This window comes from uncultured Marivita sp., from assembly GCF_947488135.1.
Classification (GTDB): Bacteria; Pseudomonadota; Alphaproteobacteria; order Rhodobacterales; family Rhodobacteraceae; genus Marivita.
Genome location: NZ_CANKYW010000016.1, coordinates 14,862 through 32,341, shown reverse-complemented (window position 1 = coordinate 32,341; position 17,480 = coordinate 14,862). Strand labels below are relative to the sequence as shown.

24 protein-coding genes are annotated in these 17,480 nt (G+C 61.9%); 9 read left to right on the top strand and 15 right to left on the bottom strand.

What is annotated here, in order from left to right; all coding sequences use genetic code 11:
• The first annotated feature begins 391 nt into the window (after positions 1-391).
• A complete protein-coding gene (locus Q1B16_RS21505) occupies positions 392-664 on the top strand; it encodes a hypothetical protein (protein ID WP_299568004.1) in 273 nt (90 codons plus the stop codon).
• Positions 665-667: 3 nt separating this feature from the next.
• Here the strand turns inward: Q1B16_RS21505 and Q1B16_RS21500 are convergent, their stop codons facing one another.
• Both Q1B16_RS21500 and Q1B16_RS21495 read right to left on the bottom strand, forming a co-directional pair.
• The gene (locus Q1B16_RS21500) at positions 668-1,021 is read right to left on the bottom strand and encodes a hypothetical protein (protein WP_299794228.1); all 354 of its coding nucleotides are present in this window, start codon (positions 1,019-1,021) and stop codon (positions 668-670) included.
• Positions 1,022-1,083: 62 nt separating this feature from the next.
• The gene (locus Q1B16_RS21495) at positions 1,084-1,275 is read right to left on the bottom strand and encodes a hypothetical protein (RefSeq protein WP_299568002.1); all 192 of its coding nucleotides are present in this window, start codon (positions 1,273-1,275) and stop codon (positions 1,084-1,086) included.
• A 411-nt stretch (positions 1,276-1,686) separates the two neighbouring features.
• Here Q1B16_RS21495 and Q1B16_RS21490 point away from each other — a divergent pair, with 411 nt between their 5' ends.
• Positions 1,687-2,163 carry a thermonuclease family protein gene (locus tag Q1B16_RS21490; RefSeq protein ID WP_299568001.1) on the top strand — a complete coding sequence of 159 codons (477 nt, stop codon included), beginning with the start codon at positions 1,687-1,689 and terminating at the stop codon, positions 2,161-2,163.
• Positions 2,164-2,233: 70 nt separating this feature from the next.
• Here Q1B16_RS21490 and Q1B16_RS21485 read toward each other — a convergent pair whose 3' ends face one another.
• The 12 genes from Q1B16_RS21485 to Q1B16_RS21430 form a co-directional block, all read right to left on the bottom strand.
• A complete protein-coding gene (locus Q1B16_RS21485; protein ID WP_299568000.1) occupies positions 2,234-2,449 on the bottom strand; it encodes a hypothetical protein in 216 nt (71 codons plus the stop codon).
• 373 nt (positions 2,450-2,822) lie between these two features.
• Positions 2,823-3,140: an H-NS histone family protein gene (locus Q1B16_RS21480; protein ID WP_299567999.1), complete on the bottom strand. Its 318-nt coding sequence runs from the start codon at positions 3,138-3,140 to the stop codon at positions 2,823-2,825.
• 128 nt (positions 3,141-3,268) lie between these two features.
• Positions 3,269-3,604, bottom strand: a complete 336-nt coding sequence (locus tag Q1B16_RS21475; RefSeq protein WP_299567998.1) for a hypothetical protein — start codon at positions 3,602-3,604, stop codon at positions 3,269-3,271.
• Positions 3,594-3,794, bottom strand: a complete 201-nt coding sequence (locus tag Q1B16_RS21470; RefSeq protein WP_299567997.1) for a hypothetical protein — start codon at positions 3,792-3,794, stop codon at positions 3,594-3,596. Before Q1B16_RS21470 ends, Q1B16_RS21475 begins: the two co-directional genes overlap by 11 nt.
• A gap of 91 nt (positions 3,795-3,885) precedes the next feature.
• Positions 3,886-4,149, bottom strand: a complete 264-nt coding sequence (locus Q1B16_RS21465; RefSeq protein WP_299567996.1) for a hypothetical protein — start codon at positions 4,147-4,149, stop codon at positions 3,886-3,888.
• A gap of 25 nt (positions 4,150-4,174) precedes the next feature.
• Positions 4,175-4,492 (bottom strand): hypothetical protein, encoded by a 318-nt coding sequence (locus Q1B16_RS21460; RefSeq protein WP_299794219.1) that lies wholly within the window; start codon positions 4,490-4,492, stop codon positions 4,175-4,177.
• 59 nt (positions 4,493-4,551) lie between these two features.
• A complete protein-coding gene (locus tag Q1B16_RS21455; protein WP_299794216.1) occupies positions 4,552-6,405 on the bottom strand; it encodes a ParB/RepB/Spo0J family partition protein in 1,854 nt (617 codons plus the stop codon).
• 253 nt (positions 6,406-6,658) lie between these two features.
• Positions 6,659-7,030, bottom strand: a complete 372-nt coding sequence (locus Q1B16_RS21450; RefSeq protein ID WP_299794213.1) for a DUF3768 domain-containing protein — start codon at positions 7,028-7,030, stop codon at positions 6,659-6,661.
• Positions 7,031-7,883: 853 nt separating this feature from the next.
• Positions 7,884-8,045, bottom strand: a complete 162-nt coding sequence (locus tag Q1B16_RS21445; RefSeq protein WP_299794210.1) for a hypothetical protein — start codon at positions 8,043-8,045, stop codon at positions 7,884-7,886.
• Positions 8,046-8,238: 193 nt separating this feature from the next.
• Positions 8,239-8,538, bottom strand: coding sequence for a WGR domain-containing protein (locus Q1B16_RS21440; protein WP_299794207.1), 300 nt, complete (start codon positions 8,536-8,538; stop codon positions 8,239-8,241).
• A gap of 65 nt (positions 8,539-8,603) precedes the next feature.
• Positions 8,604-9,914, bottom strand: a complete 1,311-nt coding sequence (repC, locus tag Q1B16_RS21435) for a replication initiation protein RepC (protein ID WP_299794204.1) — start codon at positions 9,912-9,914, stop codon at positions 8,604-8,606.
• Between the two features lie 204 nt (positions 9,915-10,118).
• Entirely contained in the window at positions 10,119-10,898 is a 780-nt protein-coding gene (locus Q1B16_RS21430; RefSeq protein WP_299567859.1) for a hypothetical protein, read from the bottom strand.
• A gap of 193 nt (positions 10,899-11,091) precedes the next feature.
• Between Q1B16_RS21430 and Q1B16_RS21425 the strand changes: the two genes are divergently transcribed.
• Positions 11,092-11,721 carry a recombinase family protein gene (locus Q1B16_RS21425; RefSeq protein WP_299794201.1) on the top strand — a complete coding sequence of 210 codons (630 nt, stop codon included), beginning with the start codon at positions 11,092-11,094 and terminating at the stop codon, positions 11,719-11,721.
• Here the strand turns inward: Q1B16_RS21425 and Q1B16_RS21420 are convergent.
• Entirely contained in the window at positions 11,718-11,996 is a 279-nt protein-coding gene (locus tag Q1B16_RS21420) for a hypothetical protein (RefSeq protein ID WP_366140186.1), read from the bottom strand. The genes Q1B16_RS21425 and Q1B16_RS21420 overlap by 4 nt on opposite strands.
• A 476-nt stretch (positions 11,997-12,472) precedes the next feature.
• Between Q1B16_RS21420 and Q1B16_RS21415 the strand changes: the two genes are divergently transcribed.
• Genes Q1B16_RS21415 through Q1B16_RS21390 form a run of 6 tightly spaced genes read left to right on the top strand, consistent with a single transcriptional unit; the run spans position 12,473 to position 17,469 of the window.
• The gene (locus Q1B16_RS21415) at positions 12,473-13,156 is read left to right on the top strand and encodes a lytic transglycosylase domain-containing protein (protein WP_299794198.1); all 684 of its coding nucleotides are present in this window, start codon (positions 12,473-12,475) and stop codon (positions 13,154-13,156) included.
• Positions 13,157-13,168: 12 nt separating this feature from the next.
• On the top strand, positions 13,169-13,459 hold the full coding sequence (locus Q1B16_RS21410) for a TrbC/VirB2 family protein (protein ID WP_299567866.1): 291 nt from the start codon (positions 13,169-13,171) through the stop codon (positions 13,457-13,459).
• 1 nt (position 13,460) lies between these two features.
• A complete protein-coding gene (locus Q1B16_RS21405) occupies positions 13,461-13,739 on the top strand; it encodes a VirB3 family type IV secretion system protein (protein WP_299567868.1) in 279 nt (92 codons plus the stop codon).
• Positions 13,729-16,089: a type IV secretion system protein B4 gene (locus tag Q1B16_RS21400; RefSeq protein WP_299567870.1), complete on the top strand. Its 2,361-nt coding sequence runs from the start codon at positions 13,729-13,731 to the stop codon at positions 16,087-16,089. Before Q1B16_RS21405 ends, Q1B16_RS21400 begins: the two co-directional genes overlap by 11 nt.
• Positions 16,086-16,331 (top strand): hypothetical protein, encoded by a 246-nt coding sequence (locus Q1B16_RS21395; protein WP_299567872.1) that lies wholly within the window; start codon positions 16,086-16,088, stop codon positions 16,329-16,331. Before Q1B16_RS21400 ends, Q1B16_RS21395 begins: the two co-directional genes overlap by 4 nt.
• Complete coding sequence (locus tag Q1B16_RS21390; RefSeq protein WP_299794193.1) at positions 16,324-17,469, top strand: lytic transglycosylase domain-containing protein; 1,146 nt, start codon at positions 16,324-16,326, stop codon at positions 17,467-17,469. Before Q1B16_RS21395 ends, Q1B16_RS21390 begins: the two co-directional genes overlap by 8 nt.
• The last annotated feature ends 11 nt before the right edge of the window (positions 17,470-17,480 follow it).

Genomic DNA, 17,480 nt, shown 5'->3' with positions numbered 1-17,480 from the left:
CCCTCGATCCCCAGGCGAACGGGACAAACGGACAGGGCGGCGTTCGGCTTGCCCGAACCCCCCTGTCCGTCAAAGGCGAAGCGGCGTTCGGCTTGCCCGAACCCCGGAGCCGCCCGCCCCAGCGATCGTCACCCGAAAGGGCCGCTCACAAGGTCCAGGGCGACCATGATCCAAGGTGCGCGCGGCGGCTCGGCACGAGACGGCGCGCGCGCCATTGGATCAGGAAGGCCAGGATCGCAGGGTGCGGGGCGTAGGCCGCCCGCCGGCCGGAGCCTAGAGCGCGGTGACACGACGCCCCCAGGGCGGCGGGGCAGGGGCCATACGCTTTGGTTTTCGATTTTCACAAGATGGCGGTATCCTGAATCCAATGAAGCAAATGGAGAATATCAGGATGTTGGACACGAAATACGATGAGCTGTCACAGGTCACGCCGGTAACGGTCCAGTTGAACCGCTGGGCGACGATCATGGAAACCGGATCGAACGATCACGACAAACTTACGGCAGCGACGCATATCTCCCGGCTCGGACAGGAGATCGTGAAGCTGGGCGGAATCGACGGCTTGAAGGAGATCCACGCCGAACTGGATTCCGACCGGAAAAGGACGGTCGAGCTGCAATGGTTCGGACTGACGGCGGAAGATGGGCGGCAATGGCTGCCGTGACAATCAGTCAGGGTCGTCCAGCGCAGCGACGATAAGGCCGGTGAGGCTGGCATAGGCCATTGATCCGTCCGGCTGCTCGGCCCGCGCGAGGGACTTGGCAATGTCCGCGGGCCGGTGGCCGTGCTGTAGCAGGAGAGAAATGAGGACGCAGGCGTCCTGAATCTGGAACTCCAACTGCGACCCGGATTTGAACCCGGCCGAGTAGAAAACCTCGCGGGGCCGATCCGGCTCGGCGGGGTCGAACCCGATCGACAGATGCACGGTCTGCCCTTCCGGTGTCTCGACCCGCCGGGTTTCGGCCAGCCGCCTGGGCGGAAGATCGTGGCGCGGATCGGGCGTTTGCTTGTAGTCGTCCATGACGGTCTCCGCGAAGCCGGGGGCGAAAGAGGGAGGGCGGCCCAGGGGCCGCCCTTCCTTCCCTAGTTTTCGTCTTTGTCCCGCTTGGGGAAGGCGACCATTTCGACGTTCGGGAACATGACGTGCTTGACGGTGATCGAGGTGATGTTGCCGCTGTCGTCGGTGTTGACGAAGACCACACCGCAGTCGGACCAGTAGTTCTTGCCGTCCTTGCCTTCGTTCTTGACGTTCAGTTTGAAGTGTTGGTTAGCCATTGGTTCGTTCCTTGATTTCGTGTTTCGATGAACATGCTTGGCGGATGGGTGGCGTGTGTCAAACGCTACTTTGTTCCGCGAGGAATGACCCGAAGGGGCAGGGGAAAGTAGTGATTGAAGCGAAGCGTCTCACAGAACCCATTCGCTATGTTCATCAATAAGAAACACGTATCGGGGAACGGACGAACAAGGGCTGACGGCAGTGAAACAGTCGAGCGCGAAGGCGGGGCAAGAAAGGATGGTTCGACGGTGATGGTTGGAACGGCACCGATAAGGCACTATCGCCTCACCGACAAGAGAAGCGGGTTTCCAGTTCGGAATGGCGGTTTCGCGCGACAAGGAAAAACGGGAAAAGGAAGGGCGGTTCCGGGCCGCTCTCAAACGACTAATGCAAAAGCGAGGCCCGCAGGAATGACGATAGCAAGCGCCACGATAAACGTCGCTTTGAAGCGGTTCGGACGAGGCTTCGGCCTCCGAAAGTCGAGCGGTTTTCGCGGCGGCATGGCGGTCGGATTGGTCCTTCTTCTCGGGGCGCTTCCCTCAACCGGATTTAGTGAGCAAGTCGCGGCTTCGCAAATATACGTTGTGGACGGTGACACGATAGATGTTTCAGGCGAGCGCGTCAGGCTCGTCGGCTTCGACACGCCGGAGACATACCGTGCGCGATGCACCTATGAAAAGCGGCTTGGCGATCTTGCGACGGCGCGGGTGCGTGAGCTGCTGGACGGCGTGGTGCGCGTCGAGCTGATGCTGCTGCCGGGGCGGGACAGGTATGACCGGCTTTTGGGACGGCTGATGGTGAATGGCACGGACGTGCGCGACACGCTCGTATCGGAGGGGCTGGCCCGGCCCTACGAAGGCGGGCGGCGGCAAGGTTGGTGCGGGTGAGTGCGGGGCGCTGCGCTGTCCAGCCCGCACGGGGAACGCAGAAAAGCGGCCCCGAAGGGCCGCTGATCCGTCAGGGGGTCGGACCCCCGAAGCCTACAAGCGCGTTGGCGACGACCAGCGTGCCAACGATGATCGCAAGGACAAGCCCTTGAACCGTCAGCACCGCTTGGAAGAGGTCGCCCTTGCGGACCATGTTGTCCTCGACGTTCTTCATCCGAACGTCGTTAGCGTCGAAACGCTGCATGATCTGCTGGAATTGCTCTTGGCTCATGTTCGTGTCGCTCATGGTGAGTTCCTTTCCAATATAGGTTGAAACCGCGAGGAAATCAAAGCTCTCGCCCGCCCCGCGCGGTCGCAGGCATACGGACACGCGAGGTCAAGGACGCCGAAGGCGCTTGCAAGATTTTCGGACGAAGGACGAAAATCGCCGTCCTTGAACCGTGTGGTAGAATGACAAGACCGTGTGGGGTGGGGAGGTCCGGCCCTGGGCCGCGCCTGTGGCGCGGGCCAGGTTAACAGCCGGACGCCTTCTGCGCGGTCAGACACAAGCGCCGGTCAGTCAGTGACGCCGCCGCTGGAATGGCAATGACATGCGGCTTCGGCGCGAACAGCGCCGGATCGAGCGGGGCAGGGCGAAGTCCTGGCCCGCCCGATCATACCTAGATCTCGTAGGCCGACAGATCGCCGCCGTTCTTTTCGAGCGCGGCCTTGAGCCACTGCGGCTTCCGGCCCTTCCCGGTCCATGTCTCGGCGGGGTTGTCGGGGTTGCGATATTTCGGCGGGGTCGTGGACCCGATGCCTTTCGCGCTCCCCTGACCGCCGAACAGGTCTTCGACCGTGAACCCGTGGTCCCTGGCCGTCGCCCGGACGGCTTTCTTGGCTTCGGCGCGGCGGGTCTTCTCAAGGTTTCGCATCGCGCTTTCAACCTCCTTCTGGTGTTCGGCCAGTTGGGCGTAGGTCATTTCGGAAAGGTCCATCGTTGTCTCCGGTATGGAAGGGCATGGGCTGTCGTCGCATCATCTGTAAGGCGTAGCGAGGATCGAGTGCGAAAAAAAGGCCCCGCCGAAGCGGGGCCAGTGTTCCTCACCACAAGGAATAGGAATGTTCAGGGCTGTTCAGTCGAAACGGTATAGCGCCCGCGCATCGAGCCGACTTTTCCCAAGCCGCTCGGGGCTATCATAAACGGACCGCGCATCTGGCGCTGCTTGGCCGCGACAATCTCGTTTCGCAGCGCGACGCCCTTGATCGCGCAGAAACAGAACAGACCGATCAGGAAGACGGTGATCGTCGCGGGCAAGGCGGGATTGAACAACGTCAGCGCAACGTATCCGAAACTCGCGAAAGCCGCGACGGTGATCGCGCCGATCCATTTGTAAAGGCGGGATTGCTTGTCGGCGATTCGCGCGGTCTCGCGCTCGTAGCGGTCAAGATCATAGGTCATTGTGAAGCGGCTCCTGTCGTCGTGGGTTGGCAAGGCCATACCGAATGTCGTTCTCGATGAAGTGACCCGTGAAACCCAGAAACCATGCGCGATGGATTTCCGATCCGGCAACCAATCGACGGACCCAAACGGGCAAAACGAAACCGCTGTAGCCTTTCAGGTAGGTCCAATGCAGCACGGCTTTTCTCATCGGGTCGTATCCTGTTCCTGCCGCGCCGATCATCACGCGAAGTCTAGCTCAATTTCGTTCGTGCAGCCAGTGATTACGGCCCGTTCCGGCCCTAGAAAAACGATGGTTGCTCGGGTTGCGGGCGGATGCCAGCGCGTCCCCATGGGTCGATGGTCCAGCTTTCACCGATCCGTTCGATGCTGGCGTCTGGTCCGTGCTGCTCGATGAACACGCGGTCGGCCTCGGCCTTCCGGCTTTGGTGAAGGTCGCTGGCCTTGTGACCGCTGGGCCGGACGCACCAGATACCAGGGGCCTTGCGACAATCGGGGCAACGAACAGCCAGGACGGGGTGACGATGGGCAGTGAAGTTCGGCATGGTCTCGATCCTTCCGGCAATCAGATTATCGAAAATCGGGATTCAGGACGGGCAGGGCGCGGCATCCCTCACGGATGCGCTCGTAGCCTTCCATGTCGTCCAGCATGAACAGAAGGCTCTCCTTCGCTGCCTTGAACGGCACAGGCGGTCCCATGCGGCTGATCTGGTCGAACGCGCGGATCGCGTAGCCAGTGCGGGGATGGTCGGCGGCATAGCCGCCGCTCGTCTTGTAAAGCGCCACGTCCACGGGCGTCTGTCCCTCACGGGCAAAGCTGACGATGTGGCCCTTGCGCGGCTCCGTCTCGGCGCGGTTGGTGGCGATGGTATAGGTTTTAATGGGCATGGCGTCGGTCTCCTGCGATCTGGGGAAGGGGCAGGGCGCTTGCGCGCCCTGCGCTATGGTCAGGCCATGCCTTCGGGAAGCCATTCGGCGATGCGGGCGATCTGCTCGTCCGTCAGGCCAAGGGCGGTGCGGGTCGCCTCGTCGGTGAAAAGGCTTTCCAGCCGCTCGGCCTTCTCGCCCTTTTTCAGCCGCTCGAACGTGGTGATCGTCGGATGATCCGCCGTCAGCCCCAGAAGGTCACGCCACAACTCGTTGAGGTAGGGGCCACCCACACGGGAAAAGAAGTTCGCTGCCGTGGGCGTCCAAACCTCGCGGATGCTCGGCTGCGTCTCCTTGTCGATCATCGCGGCCAGCTTCTCGTCGCCCCCGCGATATTGAGCGGCAAGGAACCGGACCAACTCGCCGCGCACATGCTCCGACCCCTTCTTGCGGAACGCGCGGAACGATGCGCCAAGGTCTTTCGCATCCCACATATCGCGGGGCGGATTGGCGGTCAGCCGCTCGTCCAGCGCGTAGCCATCGGCCTCTGTCGTGGGCCAGTTCGGCACGTCCGTCAGGCTGATCCCCAACGGGTTCTTCCAGTTCAAGGCATGGCTCAACTGATAGGCCAGAAGATCGATCAACAGGTCGGGGTCGCGCAATGCCGCGTGTTGCCGTGCGCCCTGTGCCACGCGGTTGAGGTCGTCGCGCAATTTCTGGCTGATCGGGTCTTTCGGCCCCTCGTCCTCGTCGGCTCTGTGGCGGCTCTTTTGCAAGACGCCAGCGGCGATGGCGTCGGCCTTGTCCGCGCCGCGCACAAGCCCTTCGTAACCCTGAATACGCCCCTCGTTGTCGATGTAGAGGATCGCGCCCGCATGGGCCTTCTGCTCGTCGGTATAGGAACCGTCCTGCTTGGCCTGCAAGGCGTCCAGTTCGGCTTGCCCTTCGTCGTCCAGCACGTCGCCGTCCGCCAGTTCGGCCAGTTCGTCATACCGCTCGGCCTCGGCTTCGGTCAGGTCGCCCTCGGCGGGATAGACCCGATCGAACTTGCCCTGCTCGATGTGATACCAGCCGACATAGGACTCGGGGCTGACCTCGACCCATTTCCAGCCCTGCTGTTCGCGGTGCAGCTTCGCGGCGGCGTCCAGCTTTTCTCGGAAAAGCGTGTCCAGCGTGTCGGGATCATCGAAAAGGGTTTCGTCGGCGAACAGATCGCCCCCTATCCGGCCCCCTGCGGCCTTGTAGGCGTCCACGCCGACGAAGATCGCGCGGCGGTCGCTGCCCCGCACGGTGTCGGGCTTCAACAGGCGTTTGATGTGATAGTCGGACGTGTTGGACCCTCGCACTTGCTCCAAGACCTCAAGGCTGCGCTTTTCGTCGTCGCCGATGGTGAAGGCGGCGGCACCGGACAGGGTGATTTCGTCGGACTGCAAGGCGTCCAGCACGGGCGCGGGAAGGTGCGCCAGCGCAAGACGGCGATAGACGTGCTTCTCCGTCACCGCGAAGGCGCGCGCGATGGTGGCGGGGGGCGCTCCTGCGGCTTCCATCTTGCCATAGGCGCGGATTTCCTCGGCGGGGTGCAGGTCGCGCCGCGCGATGTTCTCGGTCGTCGCCCATGCCTCTGCCGTGGTCCGGTCGGGCGCGAGATTGACCAGCGGGTTCGCCAGTTCGGGCCGCGTCTCGGCCATGTCGGGATGCTGTTCGGCCAGATATTGCAGGGCGCGAAGCCTGCGGCCCCCTGCCACGATTTCGGCTCCGCCTTCGTCGGTCGCCATCCCCGAAAGGTTCTGGATCAGCCCAGCGGTCCAGATGCTCTGGGCCAACTCGATCACGTCCTGCTCCGGCACGTTCTGGCGCGGGTTCATGGTCGAAAGGGTCAGACTCGCCAGCGGAAAGCGGGCTTCTGCGGCGGTGATTTTCGTTTGCTTGGTCATTGGGACATTCCTTGTTTTCGTGTGGTGAGTTTCGTGTTATTGGTTGCCCCGCCCCTGACGGGGCGAGGCGAGGGGCCTTAAATGGCTCCGTGCTGGATCAGGAAGCGGCGTCCGATGCCAAAATCATCGCCCTTCCTGACAAGCGCCCATGCTTCCGCAATCCGGGCTGTCAAAGTCTCTCTGCTCATGCTGTCACCTCCTTTCCGGCGCGGGCTGCGCCTGACGGGTGCGCCCCTCTCGGGATGCCCCGATTTCAGTAGTCGGACGGGAACATGATGGTCAGGACGCGGCGGGTCTGCGCGGGATCGTCGGGCGTCTCCGAACCCCAGTGATAGTCGAGGTCGTAGAGGTCGATCTTCCACCAGACCTTATGGCCCTGCACAGTGACGGCTCCGAAGCTGTGATCGCCGTGGGGATCGTTATCCTCGGTGAATGTCTCGTCCGCGATAACGGCGCGGGCGACTTCCATCTGAAAGGTCGGCCCGACTGCGGCAACGGCACGGGTCATAACGATGCGGCCCTGCGGTGTGCCTGCGGGACCGCCCGTCAGAACGTGCTTGCGGAACTGGTCGTTCTGCTCGGCGATCCGCCGGGCCGTGGGGCTGATTTCGATTGTATCGCACATAAAATCGGTCCTTTGTGGTGGTGGCGTGGGGTGCTTTGCTGCGCCCCTTTCGCCCCTCCTTTTTACCTTGTTTATATGGCCCGGCCCAGCTTTTTATTGCCGTTTTCTGCAATTAAATAGTTTGACACCAGCACCCCCTTCGGACTTCCTTTGATGCCAGAGGCGAGGGAGCGCACGGCCCCCGAAGGGGGCCAGAAAATCACCGTCACCGCGCAGCGGTGTCAGCTTCCTGACCGGAGCGCACCGGGGCCGGGTCTGACTTCCTCGTCAGCCTTCGGGTCGGTCGCGCAAGGACAAGCAGGACGGCTCGAAACCGAACGCACAAGGGGACCGTGGAATACCGCAGGAGCGCAGCGACAAGGATATGCCGCGAAAGCCCCTTGGGCGGGCGGGGGCGAGCTGTCAGGCGAAGGACGCGACCGATCCCGAGGGAGGCAAGGCAGACCCTCGATCCCCAGGCGAACGGGAAACCGGACAGGGCGGCGTTCGGCTTGTCCGAACCCCCCTGTCCGGCAGCGGCGCAGCGGCGTTCGGCTCGCCCGAACCCCGGAGCCGCCCGCCCCAGCGATCGTCACCCGGAAGGGCCGCTCACAAGGTCCAGGGCGACCATGATCCAAGGTGCGCGCGGCGGCTCGGAACGAGACGGCGCGCGCGCCATTGGATCAGGAAGGCCAGGATCGCAGGGTGCGGGGCGCAGGCCGCCCGCCGGCCGGAGCCTAGAGCGCGGTGACACGTCGCCCGATCAGGGCGGCGGGGCTGGGGCCACAACGTCGAGGGGGCTACCGCCCCCGGCGCGTTCCGCGCCTCCCCCGTGGATATTTAGGGAAAGATGAAGATGGAATGGCAGGAACGGTCATTCGTCCCTGCGACCGATTTCGAGCGCGACCTTGAGAAAGACAAGGTTGATCTCGATGGTGAGGCTCAAGTCGATCTTCTGGAGCAGCTTGCGGATGGTTCGCATCCGGCGAGAGGCGGCATGGCGAAGGCGGATGGATCGTTTGCGAAGGTAGTTCATGGTCGTCTCCTTGGTGAATAAACAGGGCAAGAAGACGCGGTGAAAAAAGGGGCCTGTCCACACGCGCGGGACGCGCCCCGAAGGGCTAGGTGTTGACAGGTTCCTGCGCTGCGTAAGATGCCCGTTCGTTGTTCACGGAGGCGGCCGCACCTTCGGGGCGGTCTAGACAGACAAAGATCAGGCGAGTGAAGTGCTACTCGACGTAGCCTCGTGCCTTGCGCTTTGCGGTTATCGCTCGGATGGTGTCGAGAGCTTGGCCCGTGTCGCGGTGAGGGATAAAGCGAACCGTTCCAGGCGAGCCGATCCGCCCCCATTCACAGACAAGATCAACCCCGCCGAACAAGGTCGGCTGGACGGCAAGAACATAGAAGCGGGCCTTGTTGGCGGCGGGATCGACGCATCGCAGGTAGGCCCGGTCGGGAAAGAGGTCGAGCTGCGAGGGTCGCACGTCCTGTCCGCGAACTGTGGCGGCGCTGATGCTATCCAGTGTCACGGCGCGGTTATCGTCGTGTGACGGCACGGGCGAAGTAACGGCTTTCTTTGGGCATTTTTCGGCCATCAGACGCCTTTGCGCGTCAGAAGGCCGATCAGCCCGCCGTCGAGCTTGAAGGTGCCCTCCCGATCCTTGCGGGTCAGGGTCCGCAACAGCCCGCCGGGCGATTTGACGGGGGTTTCGGGGTGGTCGCGGTTCGCGTCGATCAGAAGAACGGTGAGCCAGGCGCGGTCGATCCCCATGAACGAGACGGCGTCGTTCCAGGCGGAAGGGTTGATGCCGAGGGCGGGCAGCATGGCTTCGGCGGCGCGGAAGAAGTCGCTCTTGCGCGGCTCGGTCCTGTTGCCCAACTGGACGCTGATTGCGTGCTGCATGTCGGCCGAAGCCATCTTGAAAATCCTGTCCGGGGTCAGATGCGCGAGCATTTTGGCCTTGCGCGATGCGCTTGCCGCTTCACACTCATTTTCTCTGCAATCGCCGGGGCCGGTAGGCTCCGACACAGGTAAATCAGAGTGCGCGGGTTTGCCCGCGCTCCATCTATCCACGGCGTCGTTACAGGATACAGAGTTATCTATTACGTTGTTCTCTTGTATATGGGACCGGAAGTTTTCTGCCGGTTCACCGGAAGAATCACGCAGTAAATCGAGAACATCATCGACGGCGATGCACAGGCGGCGGGCGTCTTCGACATGGGCTTCGAGGGCGTCGAGGCCCATGCGGGTGAGGCTGTCGGTGCGCGGCCATGCGGCCAGCGCGCCGCGGATGTGATCTAAGGTGCTGTCGTCGTTCGTCGCTTCGCGCAGGCGGGCGTTGACGTAGTGCAGGCATGAGCTGCGTTCGTTGGCGAGGGCCTTGATGCGGCGACGCTCGATCTCGGCCTGCTCGATGAGGTTCAGAAGGTCGGGGAAAGCGGCGATTAGCTTGGAAAAGACGATGCCGCATTTGCCGTGCGAGGATCGCTGGCCGTTGGCCTTCACGCGGCGCTCGATGAGGCCCATGCGTTCGAGCGTTATTTCGGTGTTGTAGAGGGCGCGGCGGGTCTTGCCCAGGGCGCGGGCGGTTTCGTCCTGTGGGGCGAAGAAGACGGGCTCCCGCGCGGGATCAGTCCAGGCGGCGGGATCGGTCTTCTGCATCATGTGCAGGAGGGCGTGAAGGGTGGGGCCGCGCAGGCCGATGAGGGCTGCGGCCTTGAGCAAGGTCTGCTCGACAGAAAATCTCTTGAAGCCTTGCGGCAGGACCGGGTGGTTCGCTGTGGTCATGGTTCTTGTCCTCGATGTGGTGAGTGGGACAAGGCGGCGCGGGGCAAGATTTCCCTGTTCGCACAGGTGCGTTTTTCGCTTGCCAGTGATGTTGGGGGGGTGGTAGAACCAGTCCAAGTTATCGGTAGTGGACCCTTCGGAACGCCAATTCCTAGGTTCTAAAAGCCCCCCCTCGCTAGGTTGCCGCCTTGCGGGGGGTTTTCATTTGTATGGGGTGCTGCTCACTCCCTCGGTTGATTCTTCTAAGTGTTGGCAACAGGCATACACAGTCTGGATGCCTGTCGCAATTATTGTGGTGCGACCGGGGCCGTGGCCCCACGTCTAGTAGTTGACCTGCTCGAAGCCGTAGTTGCCCTCGTAGTCGCGCCAGTCCACGAAAACGGAGCGGTGCCAGACGCGCGGGCAGTTTTCGCCCCAACGTGAAAGACCCGTATGAGCTGCTGGAAGCTGGCCGGGATCAGAACCGCCATGCCATGAGAACTCACCCTGCGGGCCGTAGCGACCGATCCGCATCGAGAATGAGCGGCGACATTCCTCGTCGCCTTCACGTCCCGCCTCGCGCTGGTGGGCGCCGGTGACGTTGTAGACGCGGATTGAGCGCACGAAGTCGAAGGCTGGATCAGAAATATCAATGTCCGCCCCGGTCTCGGCGCTCTGCGCGAGCTGCAAGGCGAAGCCTTCGGGGAGCGTTCGCGCAGCCCCGTCGCTGTTGCGGACAACGGCGGGCTGCGGAACGAGCGCGTCCCGTGAGTGGTCCTGGAAAGGTGCGCTCGGGAAGGATTGCTGCGGCGCGTCGTCCAGATCGAGCAGGATTTCGTAGATCCGGTCGGCGGTCAGGGTGTCGGGATCGACGGTGTAGGCAACGCCCATCGGGCAACGCCAGATTTGCAGCGGGGGTTCGATCGGCCAGGGCGTGATGCGCCGGATGAACTCTGCGCGGGCGCGGGCGCATGGCTCGGATGCGGGCCAGCCGCCGGAGAGGCACAGCAGGATCGCGCAGTCGATCTGGTAGCCTTGGGCCTTGGCGGGGGTCGGAGTGGATACGAAAGCGGCGATGGCGGCTGTCGCGGCTATTGCGGTGGTCTGTAGGAAGTGCCTCATGGTTGGGCCTCGCGGTTCTTATAAGACAGGGCGAACCCTATAAAGCGGGTTTAGTGCCGTTGAGCCGCGCTTTGCAAGGAAAATCGGGTGGAACCGTTGCGCCAAGTGATCCAAACTGACATATGATTAAACGGATCGGGGCCGTGGTCATGTAATTACTGGCCTTTTCCGGTCGCTTGGCGAGGGGGTCTGAATGGTGCAACGTGTTGCTATCTATGCGCGGGTTTCGACCGGGCATCAAGACACAGACCGTCAAGTCGCCGAATTGACTGCTCTGGCCGATCGGTCGGGCTACCGGGTGGTGGACACTTTCACCGAAACGGCGAGCGGTCGCCGGGACACGCGGCCGGAACGTAAGAAGATCATGGCGCTGGCGCAGCGTCGAGAGATCGACGCCGTTCTGGTGACGGAGCTGTCCCGCTGGGGGCGGTCCACGACCGACCTTCTTTCGACGCTCAAGGAGCTGGCGGGTAAGGGCGTCTCCGTGAAGGCGCTCAACAAGTCCGAGTTCGATCTGACCACGGCGACGGGCCGCGCGATGGTCGGCGTCCTGGCGGTAATCTCGGAGTTCGAGTCCGATCTTCTGCAAGAGCGTGTTCTGTCCGGGCTTGAACGCGCGAAGGCCAACGGCAAGGTTCTCGGGCGGAAGAAAGGCGATGCGCCGAAGGTGAAGCTCTACAAGTCGCGCGTTCTCAAGTTGCGCGCGGAGGGTCGTAGCTTCCGCTGGATCGCCAAGGAGTTGCAGATCGACCCAAAGACTGTCGCCAAGATCGTTCACGCTTACGGCGAGGAGCGATCGGTTTCGGCCCGGTCAGCGGCCTAGTTCGCCTTTATCACTGCCTGAAAACGCCCGTAGTCTTGACTTACCTGTCGGGCTTCCTCAAAAGCCCGCGCACGTTCTTCGTCTAGGCACCGGAAGTATGCCTGAATGTCGTTGATGTAGTATTCAAAATCCTGGCGGATGATCTCGGCGAACTCGATCATCTCTGCCTCTCCCGCTGGCAGGAACGGTCGCGGCGGGGACAGGCAGGTCTCGCCCTGCGCCGTGGTGGCCGCAAAGGTTATAAGTATAAACATGCCAGCGTGAAGTCCGCGCATAGGGTGTGATCCATCAATAATCTTGGCGTTCTCAGCAGCCTAAGCTAGAAACCGGCGACGCGCCGCTTTTTTGCAGATTATCGTATCTTATAGCTTGCGGCAACTCTTATAAACTCGTAGAACGTAGGCACCCGAGAAGGGTGCCGCGGTCCCCGTCTGGCGAAGGTAGGATTCCGTGGTTTCAGAACCCGATAAAGAAAAACCGAATGTGGTATCAGAAACACAACTCTACGAATTGGTCCAGCGCGGGTTTCACGTTGAAGTTGTCGCGGCTAAGGACGCAACAAAAGTTAGCTCTGTCTGGTATGGGCTATGGTTCGTCCGGGTCGTCAGCGAAGACCGTTCGTTCGAGAAATTACTTACGTCAGCCAGAAGCACCAATGTGGGAGGCCCAGACCGGAGAGAGTTCAAGACCGCCAATGGCCTCATATCATTCCTGCACCGGAACGGGTTCACGACCAGTTCTGTGCCGCTCTATGAAGGCGGGCGGGAAACTCACATCCTGTCGCCGTAGCCTTTCCCTTCGCCCGCTGCACACGCTGCGCGGATGCGTATTCCCCTTCCTTATGATAGTAGCAACAGCCGCAAGCGCGGATGTTCTCGTCGTCGGAGACGGCGGCTTTGTGAACTATGAACAGGGAAGCAGCCTTGTGGTTTTCGGCCCTGAGCCGCGTGAACCCGAAGTCGTTCTTTCGACCAGTGGAGGGGCGGTCGCAGCCCCTCGCGTTCTCGTTCCGCGCGGCGACATTCTGGATGCCATTCATCAGACAGGTTTCCGATACGCGGCGGATCGCGCGATCGCCGACGCGGGACTGTCCGCAAGCGAATGGGTGACGCTTTTCCGATCGAATATTCAGATTGAAAGCGCGTTCAATCCGAACGCGCGGTCGCATGTGGGCGCAATCGGCCTCGGTCAGCTTATGCCGGGAACGGCGCGCGACCTGGGGGTGGACCCGCATGACATGCACCAGAACCTAGATGGATCGGCTCGCTACCTTTTAGCGATGCTTCGCCAATTCGGCACCCGCGAACTTGCTCTTGCAGCATACAACGCAGGACCGGATGCAGTCGAACGGCACGGGGGCATCCCGCCGTATCGAGAAACACAGGGTCACGTCCGGAAGGTGATGGCTGTGTTTAATCAAACCTTGGGCAACTAGGAGAAGTTGACAATGAATAGACACCTAATCGCGATGGCCGCGATTGCGACCCTGCTTTGGTCGCAACCGGCCCTCGCGCAAGACATCGACTTGAGCGCGGTCGATTCCCTTTTGCAGTCGATCCTCGACGCCCTGACAGGCACGACCGGACGGACGGTTATGACCATCGTGGCCGTGTTCGTTCTGCTCGGCGGGGCCTTCAACTTCATTGATTGGGCGCGCGTCTTCACGCTGCTGATTATCATCGTGATTATCGGCGTGATCCCGACCGTGATCCAGTCGATCTGGGGAGCGACGACCTAAGATGATGGAACGGACCCCCTTCTACATTGCGCTGACGCAATCCTCGAAACTGTTCGGCTTACCCTATGGTTTCGCGTTGCCGTTCATGGGGGGGACCGTTCTGCCCCTTATCTGGTCCGTAAGCGTGGTCACTATCGTTTGGTGTATTCTCGTTTACGGCCTTTGCCGCTGGGCGGCGGAAAAGGACGAGAAAGTGGTAGATGTGCTTCTGACGGGTTCGCGTGTGGCCCCCGGCACCAGAACCCGCAAGATGTTCGGTGGTGACAGCTATGGCGCTTAATCTATCGGCTGTCGCCGCGAATATCGTCGCCCAGCGGAACCTGCTGAAGAACGGGTTCATGCACGTTCCCTATGTCACGCTGGTCAATGACCGGACGGTCCGGCTGCGGGACAACTCATTCATGTCCTGCATCCGGGTCGAGGGCCTGAACGCAGCGACGACGCCTGACAGCGAGCTGGACAGCTTGAAGAACGCCTTCGCGGCCGTTCTCGCGCAGATGGGGCGAAACTTCACTGTCTATACGCACAAGATCAGCCGCAAGGTCGATCTGTCCGAAGACCTCGAACCCCTCAAGAACAATGACTTCTCTGCGGCGGTGGATCAGCGGTGGCGGAAAGGTCTCGCGGACGGCGAGCTGCGCGACAGTCGCCTGACGATTTCGATTGTCCGAACCGGACGCCTCAAGAAAACGGCGGGCCTGTTTCAGCGCGCAAGCGGCCTTATCGAAGGCGCGGGCGACGCAAAGGATCTCGAACTTCTGGACGAAGTGGTCCGGTTCATGCGGTCCTCTATCGGCGGCGATACAACCCGCGTCCTCACGGCGTCGTCGGGTGAGCTTCTTGGCTTTCTCGGATCGGTGCAGACCGCCGATGAACGTCCGATCTACCCAAGCGGCGCGCTGACGGTCGTGGCCGACGATGTGCTGTCGGATCGCGTCACTTTCACGAAAGACGGGTTCGAGCTGACGGATGGTCCGCTCGGGGATCGGTATGGGCAAATCCGCGCCCTGAAAACCTACCCGCCGCAATCCTGGGTGACGATCTTCGATGATTTCGCCCTGCCATGCGACTACGTGATTTCGCAAAGTTTCTCGCCGATGGGCAACAACGCGGCTGCCGACCTGATCGAGCGCAAGCGGAAGATCATGGCATCCACGGCTGATGTGCGGGCAAACGCAAGCGAGGCGCTGGCTGCTCTGCATGAACGGGTGCTGGTCCAGGACGTGTCCCTCGGCAACCACCAACTGTCGATTTCGATTGTCGATCGCAGCGAGGCGCGCGTCCGGGACATTATGTCGGAACTGGAAGGTGTCGCCACTAACACCGGCGCGCGGCTGGTGAAGGACAGCTTCGTCAAGCGGGCGCACTACTTCGCGCAATTCCCCGGCAACATGGCCGCGCGGTCGCGCCTGAATGTCATCACCAACGTCCATTTCGCCGACTATGCGTCCCTGCACCGAACCCCTCTCGGCAAGAGCGGTAGCGAAGTCCCGTGGAAAACGCCGGTGTCGGTCTTCCCGACCGCGCATGGATCGTCCTATCGGTTCAGCTTCCATCGGCGCGGATCGGGACAGGGCGAGCCGCCAGCGGGCCATACGCTTGTCCTGGGCGAGACGGGTTCGGGCAAGACGGTCCTCGCCTCGTTCCTTCTGACGCAGGCGCGGCGCACGGACACGCGGATCTTCGTCTTCGACTATCGGCGCGGTCTCGAAATGGTCACGCGGGCGATGGGCGGCACATATTCGACTATCGAAAGCGGGATGCCCACGGGCCTCAACCCGCTTTGGGTCGAAACCGACGAGGAAGGCACGGCCTGGCTGACTGACTGGCTGGCGAATATCCTGTCGCCTCACGAGGAACTGACCTCGTTGCAAACGCGCGCGATTCTCGAAAATGTGCGGCGCAACGCGGGTGCCGCCCCGTCGCTTCGCAAGTGGGACACGTTCGCAAAACAATTCGCTTCGACCGACGACGATGGGCATGTGCAGGCGCGCGTGGCCGAATGGGCGAAGGGCGGTCGGTTCGGCTGGGTGTTCGGGGAGACGTTGGAAGATACGTTCTCACTCGACGGGAACGTGGTCGGCTTCGACCTGACCCAAATCCTCGACGCGCAATCGGATCGGGAACGCACGGCGGTCCTTAGCTACATCTTCCGCCGGATCGAGCGGCAGATGCGCGACCGGACCCGCACGATCGTCCTGATTGACGAAGCGTGGAAGGCCATCGACAACCCGTATTTCGCCACGGTGATCGAAGGCTGGCTCGCGACCCTGCGGAAACAGAACGCGGTCGTGGTCATGCTGACCCAGAACGCTTCGCAGCTTGCCCGCTCGAAAGTCGGTGATCGCGTCTTTTCGTTCTTCCCGACGCAAATCCTGTTCCCGGACGGGAAGTCCTCATACGAGGACTACGAGGCTTTGCGCCTGAACGCGGCTGAACTCGATATTGTCACGTCGCGGTCGGCGGGACGGAACTTCCTGCTGCGGGACGATGAAAACTCGCTGGTCCTGAACGGCGATATGTCGCCCCTCGGCGACTACCTGCACATCCTCGGTGGCGGCAAAGCCGGCCTTTCGGTCGTCGGCTCCGATTTCCGTGAAACCCCCGACTTTTGGAGAAAAGCGAAATGATGAAACCTCTCGTCCTGACCATCGGTCTTTTGAGCATCGCGGGCTGCACCACGATGGCGCAGCGCGAAGCGCGGTGCCAGTGCTTCAACAGCGACGGAACCGCGAGCGGGTCGTGCGACTTCGAGCGGCTGCCGGGGCAACCGGCGGTCTTTTCGTTCATGGCGACCGCGCCCGTTTCGTCCTCCCCGGCGCAATCCTCCGCCGCGCTGGAAAGCCTTCGCGGGGAACTGTGTGGTGGCTAGGGTGAACGGGTTCTCGAAGCGCCTGCTGGGCGCGGCGCTGGTGGCCGGTCTTCTTGGATCGACCGCCTTGGCGCAAGGCGTTCCAGTGATCGACGGACAGAACCTTGCGGAACGCCTGCGCGGGTATCTTCATCTGGAAACGGATGAAGATACGCAGCGCGAAAAGGCAGACAACCGGGCCGAAATCCGGGAATTCGAGAACGAACAGATTGCCAGTCTGGATCGCATGATCGCGGCCTTTAGCTCGGTCTCGACGTATCAGACCACCTTCATGGGCGGCAATTCTGACATGGGCGGGGTGCAGGAGGTTTATGGGCCTCTGGCGAACCCGGCAGGACGCTTTGTGTTCGGTGACGCCCGCGAGAACATCGAAGAAATCATCATTCGCGGATCGCAGGACACGTATGGCCTGCCGGGGGTGGCGGCGGCGGGGCTGTCGCCCCTGCAATGGCGCTGTCTGATGCAGGCCCTTATCTGGCAGGAAAGCCGCTTTCAGGTTGGGGCCAGATCGCCAGCGGCTGCGTTTGGCCTCACCCAGATCATACCCGGCACAGCACAGGACTTGGGCATTTATCCCGAATACTACACCGATCCCTATATCCAGGTCGTCGGCGGCGCTCGGTATCTTGCCGCGCAGCTTCAACGCTTTGATGGCAACATCATTTTCGCTCTGGGGGCCTACAACGCCGGTCCCGGTCGGATCATCGAATACGGTGGCGTTCCGCCCTTCGCGGAAACCCAACACTACGTCCAGGTGATCCCGGAAAAATATAACAGCTACTTGCGGACCATCGGCGGTGTGGAAGCACAAGGCACCATTGATCCGGCGCTTTACGCCGCGTCCGGTGCAAGCCTCCTGTCTTCGGGGTCGCTGCACCATGCCGAATACTCGATGAACAACGCGCAACAGGCGCTGATCCGGGTCCGCAATCTGGTCGCCCAAATCAGAAGCACGACCGACCCGAAGGACGCCTACGACCTGAACACGATGATGCGCGCCGAACTCATCCTTATCCTCAACGCGCGGATCGAGACGAAAGCGGCACGAACCCAAGCCGAATACGCACAGAACGCGGCGCAACTGGCGCGGCAACGGGAAGCCATGAGCTTCCTCGATTTTACCCAACCTGACCTCTGATCGGAGACCGT

What these genes read in the sequence shown, in the direction of transcription:
- Q1B16_RS21505 (WP_299568004.1), top strand. Translation starts at nt 392, where the DNA reads ATGTTGGACACGAAATACGATGAGCTGTCACAGGTCACGCCGGTAACG.
- Q1B16_RS21480 (WP_299567999.1), bottom strand. Translation starts at nt 3,140, where the DNA reads ATGGACCTTTCCGAAATGACCTACGCCCAACTGGCCGAACACCAGAAG.
- Q1B16_RS21410 (WP_299567866.1), top strand. Translation starts at nt 13,169, where the DNA reads ATGAATAGACACCTAATCGCGATGGCCGCGATTGCGACCCTGCTTTGG.
- Q1B16_RS21420 (WP_366140186.1), bottom strand. Translation starts at nt 11,996, where the DNA reads ATGCGCGGACTTCACGCTGGCATGTTTATACTTATAACCTTTGCGGCC.
- Q1B16_RS21395 (WP_299567872.1), top strand. Translation starts at nt 16,086, where the DNA reads ATGATGAAACCTCTCGTCCTGACCATCGGTCTTTTGAGCATCGCGGGC.
- Q1B16_RS21405 (WP_299567868.1), top strand. Translation starts at nt 13,461, where the DNA reads ATGATGGAACGGACCCCCTTCTACATTGCGCTGACGCAATCCTCGAAA.
- Q1B16_RS21450 (WP_299794213.1), bottom strand. Translation starts at nt 7,030, where the DNA reads ATGTGCGATACAATCGAAATCAGCCCCACGGCCCGGCGGATCGCCGAG.
- Q1B16_RS21415 (WP_299794198.1), top strand. Translation starts at nt 12,473, where the DNA reads ATGAAGGCGGGCGGGAAACTCACATCCTGTCGCCGTAGCCTTTCCCTT.
- Q1B16_RS21445 (WP_299794210.1), bottom strand. Translation starts at nt 8,045, where the DNA reads ATGAACTACCTTCGCAAACGATCCATCCGCCTTCGCCATGCCGCCTCT.
- Q1B16_RS21425 (WP_299794201.1), top strand. Translation starts at nt 11,092, where the DNA reads ATGGTGCAACGTGTTGCTATCTATGCGCGGGTTTCGACCGGGCATCAA.
- Q1B16_RS21430 (WP_299567859.1), bottom strand. Translation starts at nt 10,898, where the DNA reads ATGAGGCACTTCCTACAGACCACCGCAATAGCCGCGACAGCCGCCATC.
- Q1B16_RS21455 (WP_299794216.1), bottom strand. Translation starts at nt 6,405, where the DNA reads ATGACCAAGCAAACGAAAATCACCGCCGCAGAAGCCCGCTTTCCGCTG.
- Q1B16_RS21490 (WP_299568001.1), top strand. Translation starts at nt 1,687, where the DNA reads ATGACGATAGCAAGCGCCACGATAAACGTCGCTTTGAAGCGGTTCGGA.
- Q1B16_RS21475 (WP_299567998.1), bottom strand. Translation starts at nt 3,604, where the DNA reads ATGACCTATGATCTTGACCGCTACGAGCGCGAGACCGCGCGAATCGCC.
- Q1B16_RS21470 (WP_299567997.1), bottom strand. Translation starts at nt 3,794, where the DNA reads ATGAGAAAAGCCGTGCTGCATTGGACCTACCTGAAAGGCTACAGCGGT.
- Q1B16_RS21465 (WP_299567996.1), bottom strand. Translation starts at nt 4,149, where the DNA reads ATGCCGAACTTCACTGCCCATCGTCACCCCGTCCTGGCTGTTCGTTGC.
- Q1B16_RS21500 (WP_299794228.1), bottom strand. Translation starts at nt 1,021, where the DNA reads ATGGACGACTACAAGCAAACGCCCGATCCGCGCCACGATCTTCCGCCC.
- Q1B16_RS21460 (WP_299794219.1), bottom strand. Translation starts at nt 4,492, where the DNA reads ATGCCCATTAAAACCTATACCATCGCCACCAACCGCGCCGAGACGGAG.
- Q1B16_RS21400 (WP_299567870.1), top strand. Translation starts at nt 13,729, where the DNA reads ATGGCGCTTAATCTATCGGCTGTCGCCGCGAATATCGTCGCCCAGCGG.
- Q1B16_RS21495 (WP_299568002.1), bottom strand. Translation starts at nt 1,275, where the DNA reads ATGGCTAACCAACACTTCAAACTGAACGTCAAGAACGAAGGCAAGGAC.
- Q1B16_RS21485 (WP_299568000.1), bottom strand. Translation starts at nt 2,449, where the DNA reads ATGAGCGACACGAACATGAGCCAAGAGCAATTCCAGCAGATCATGCAG.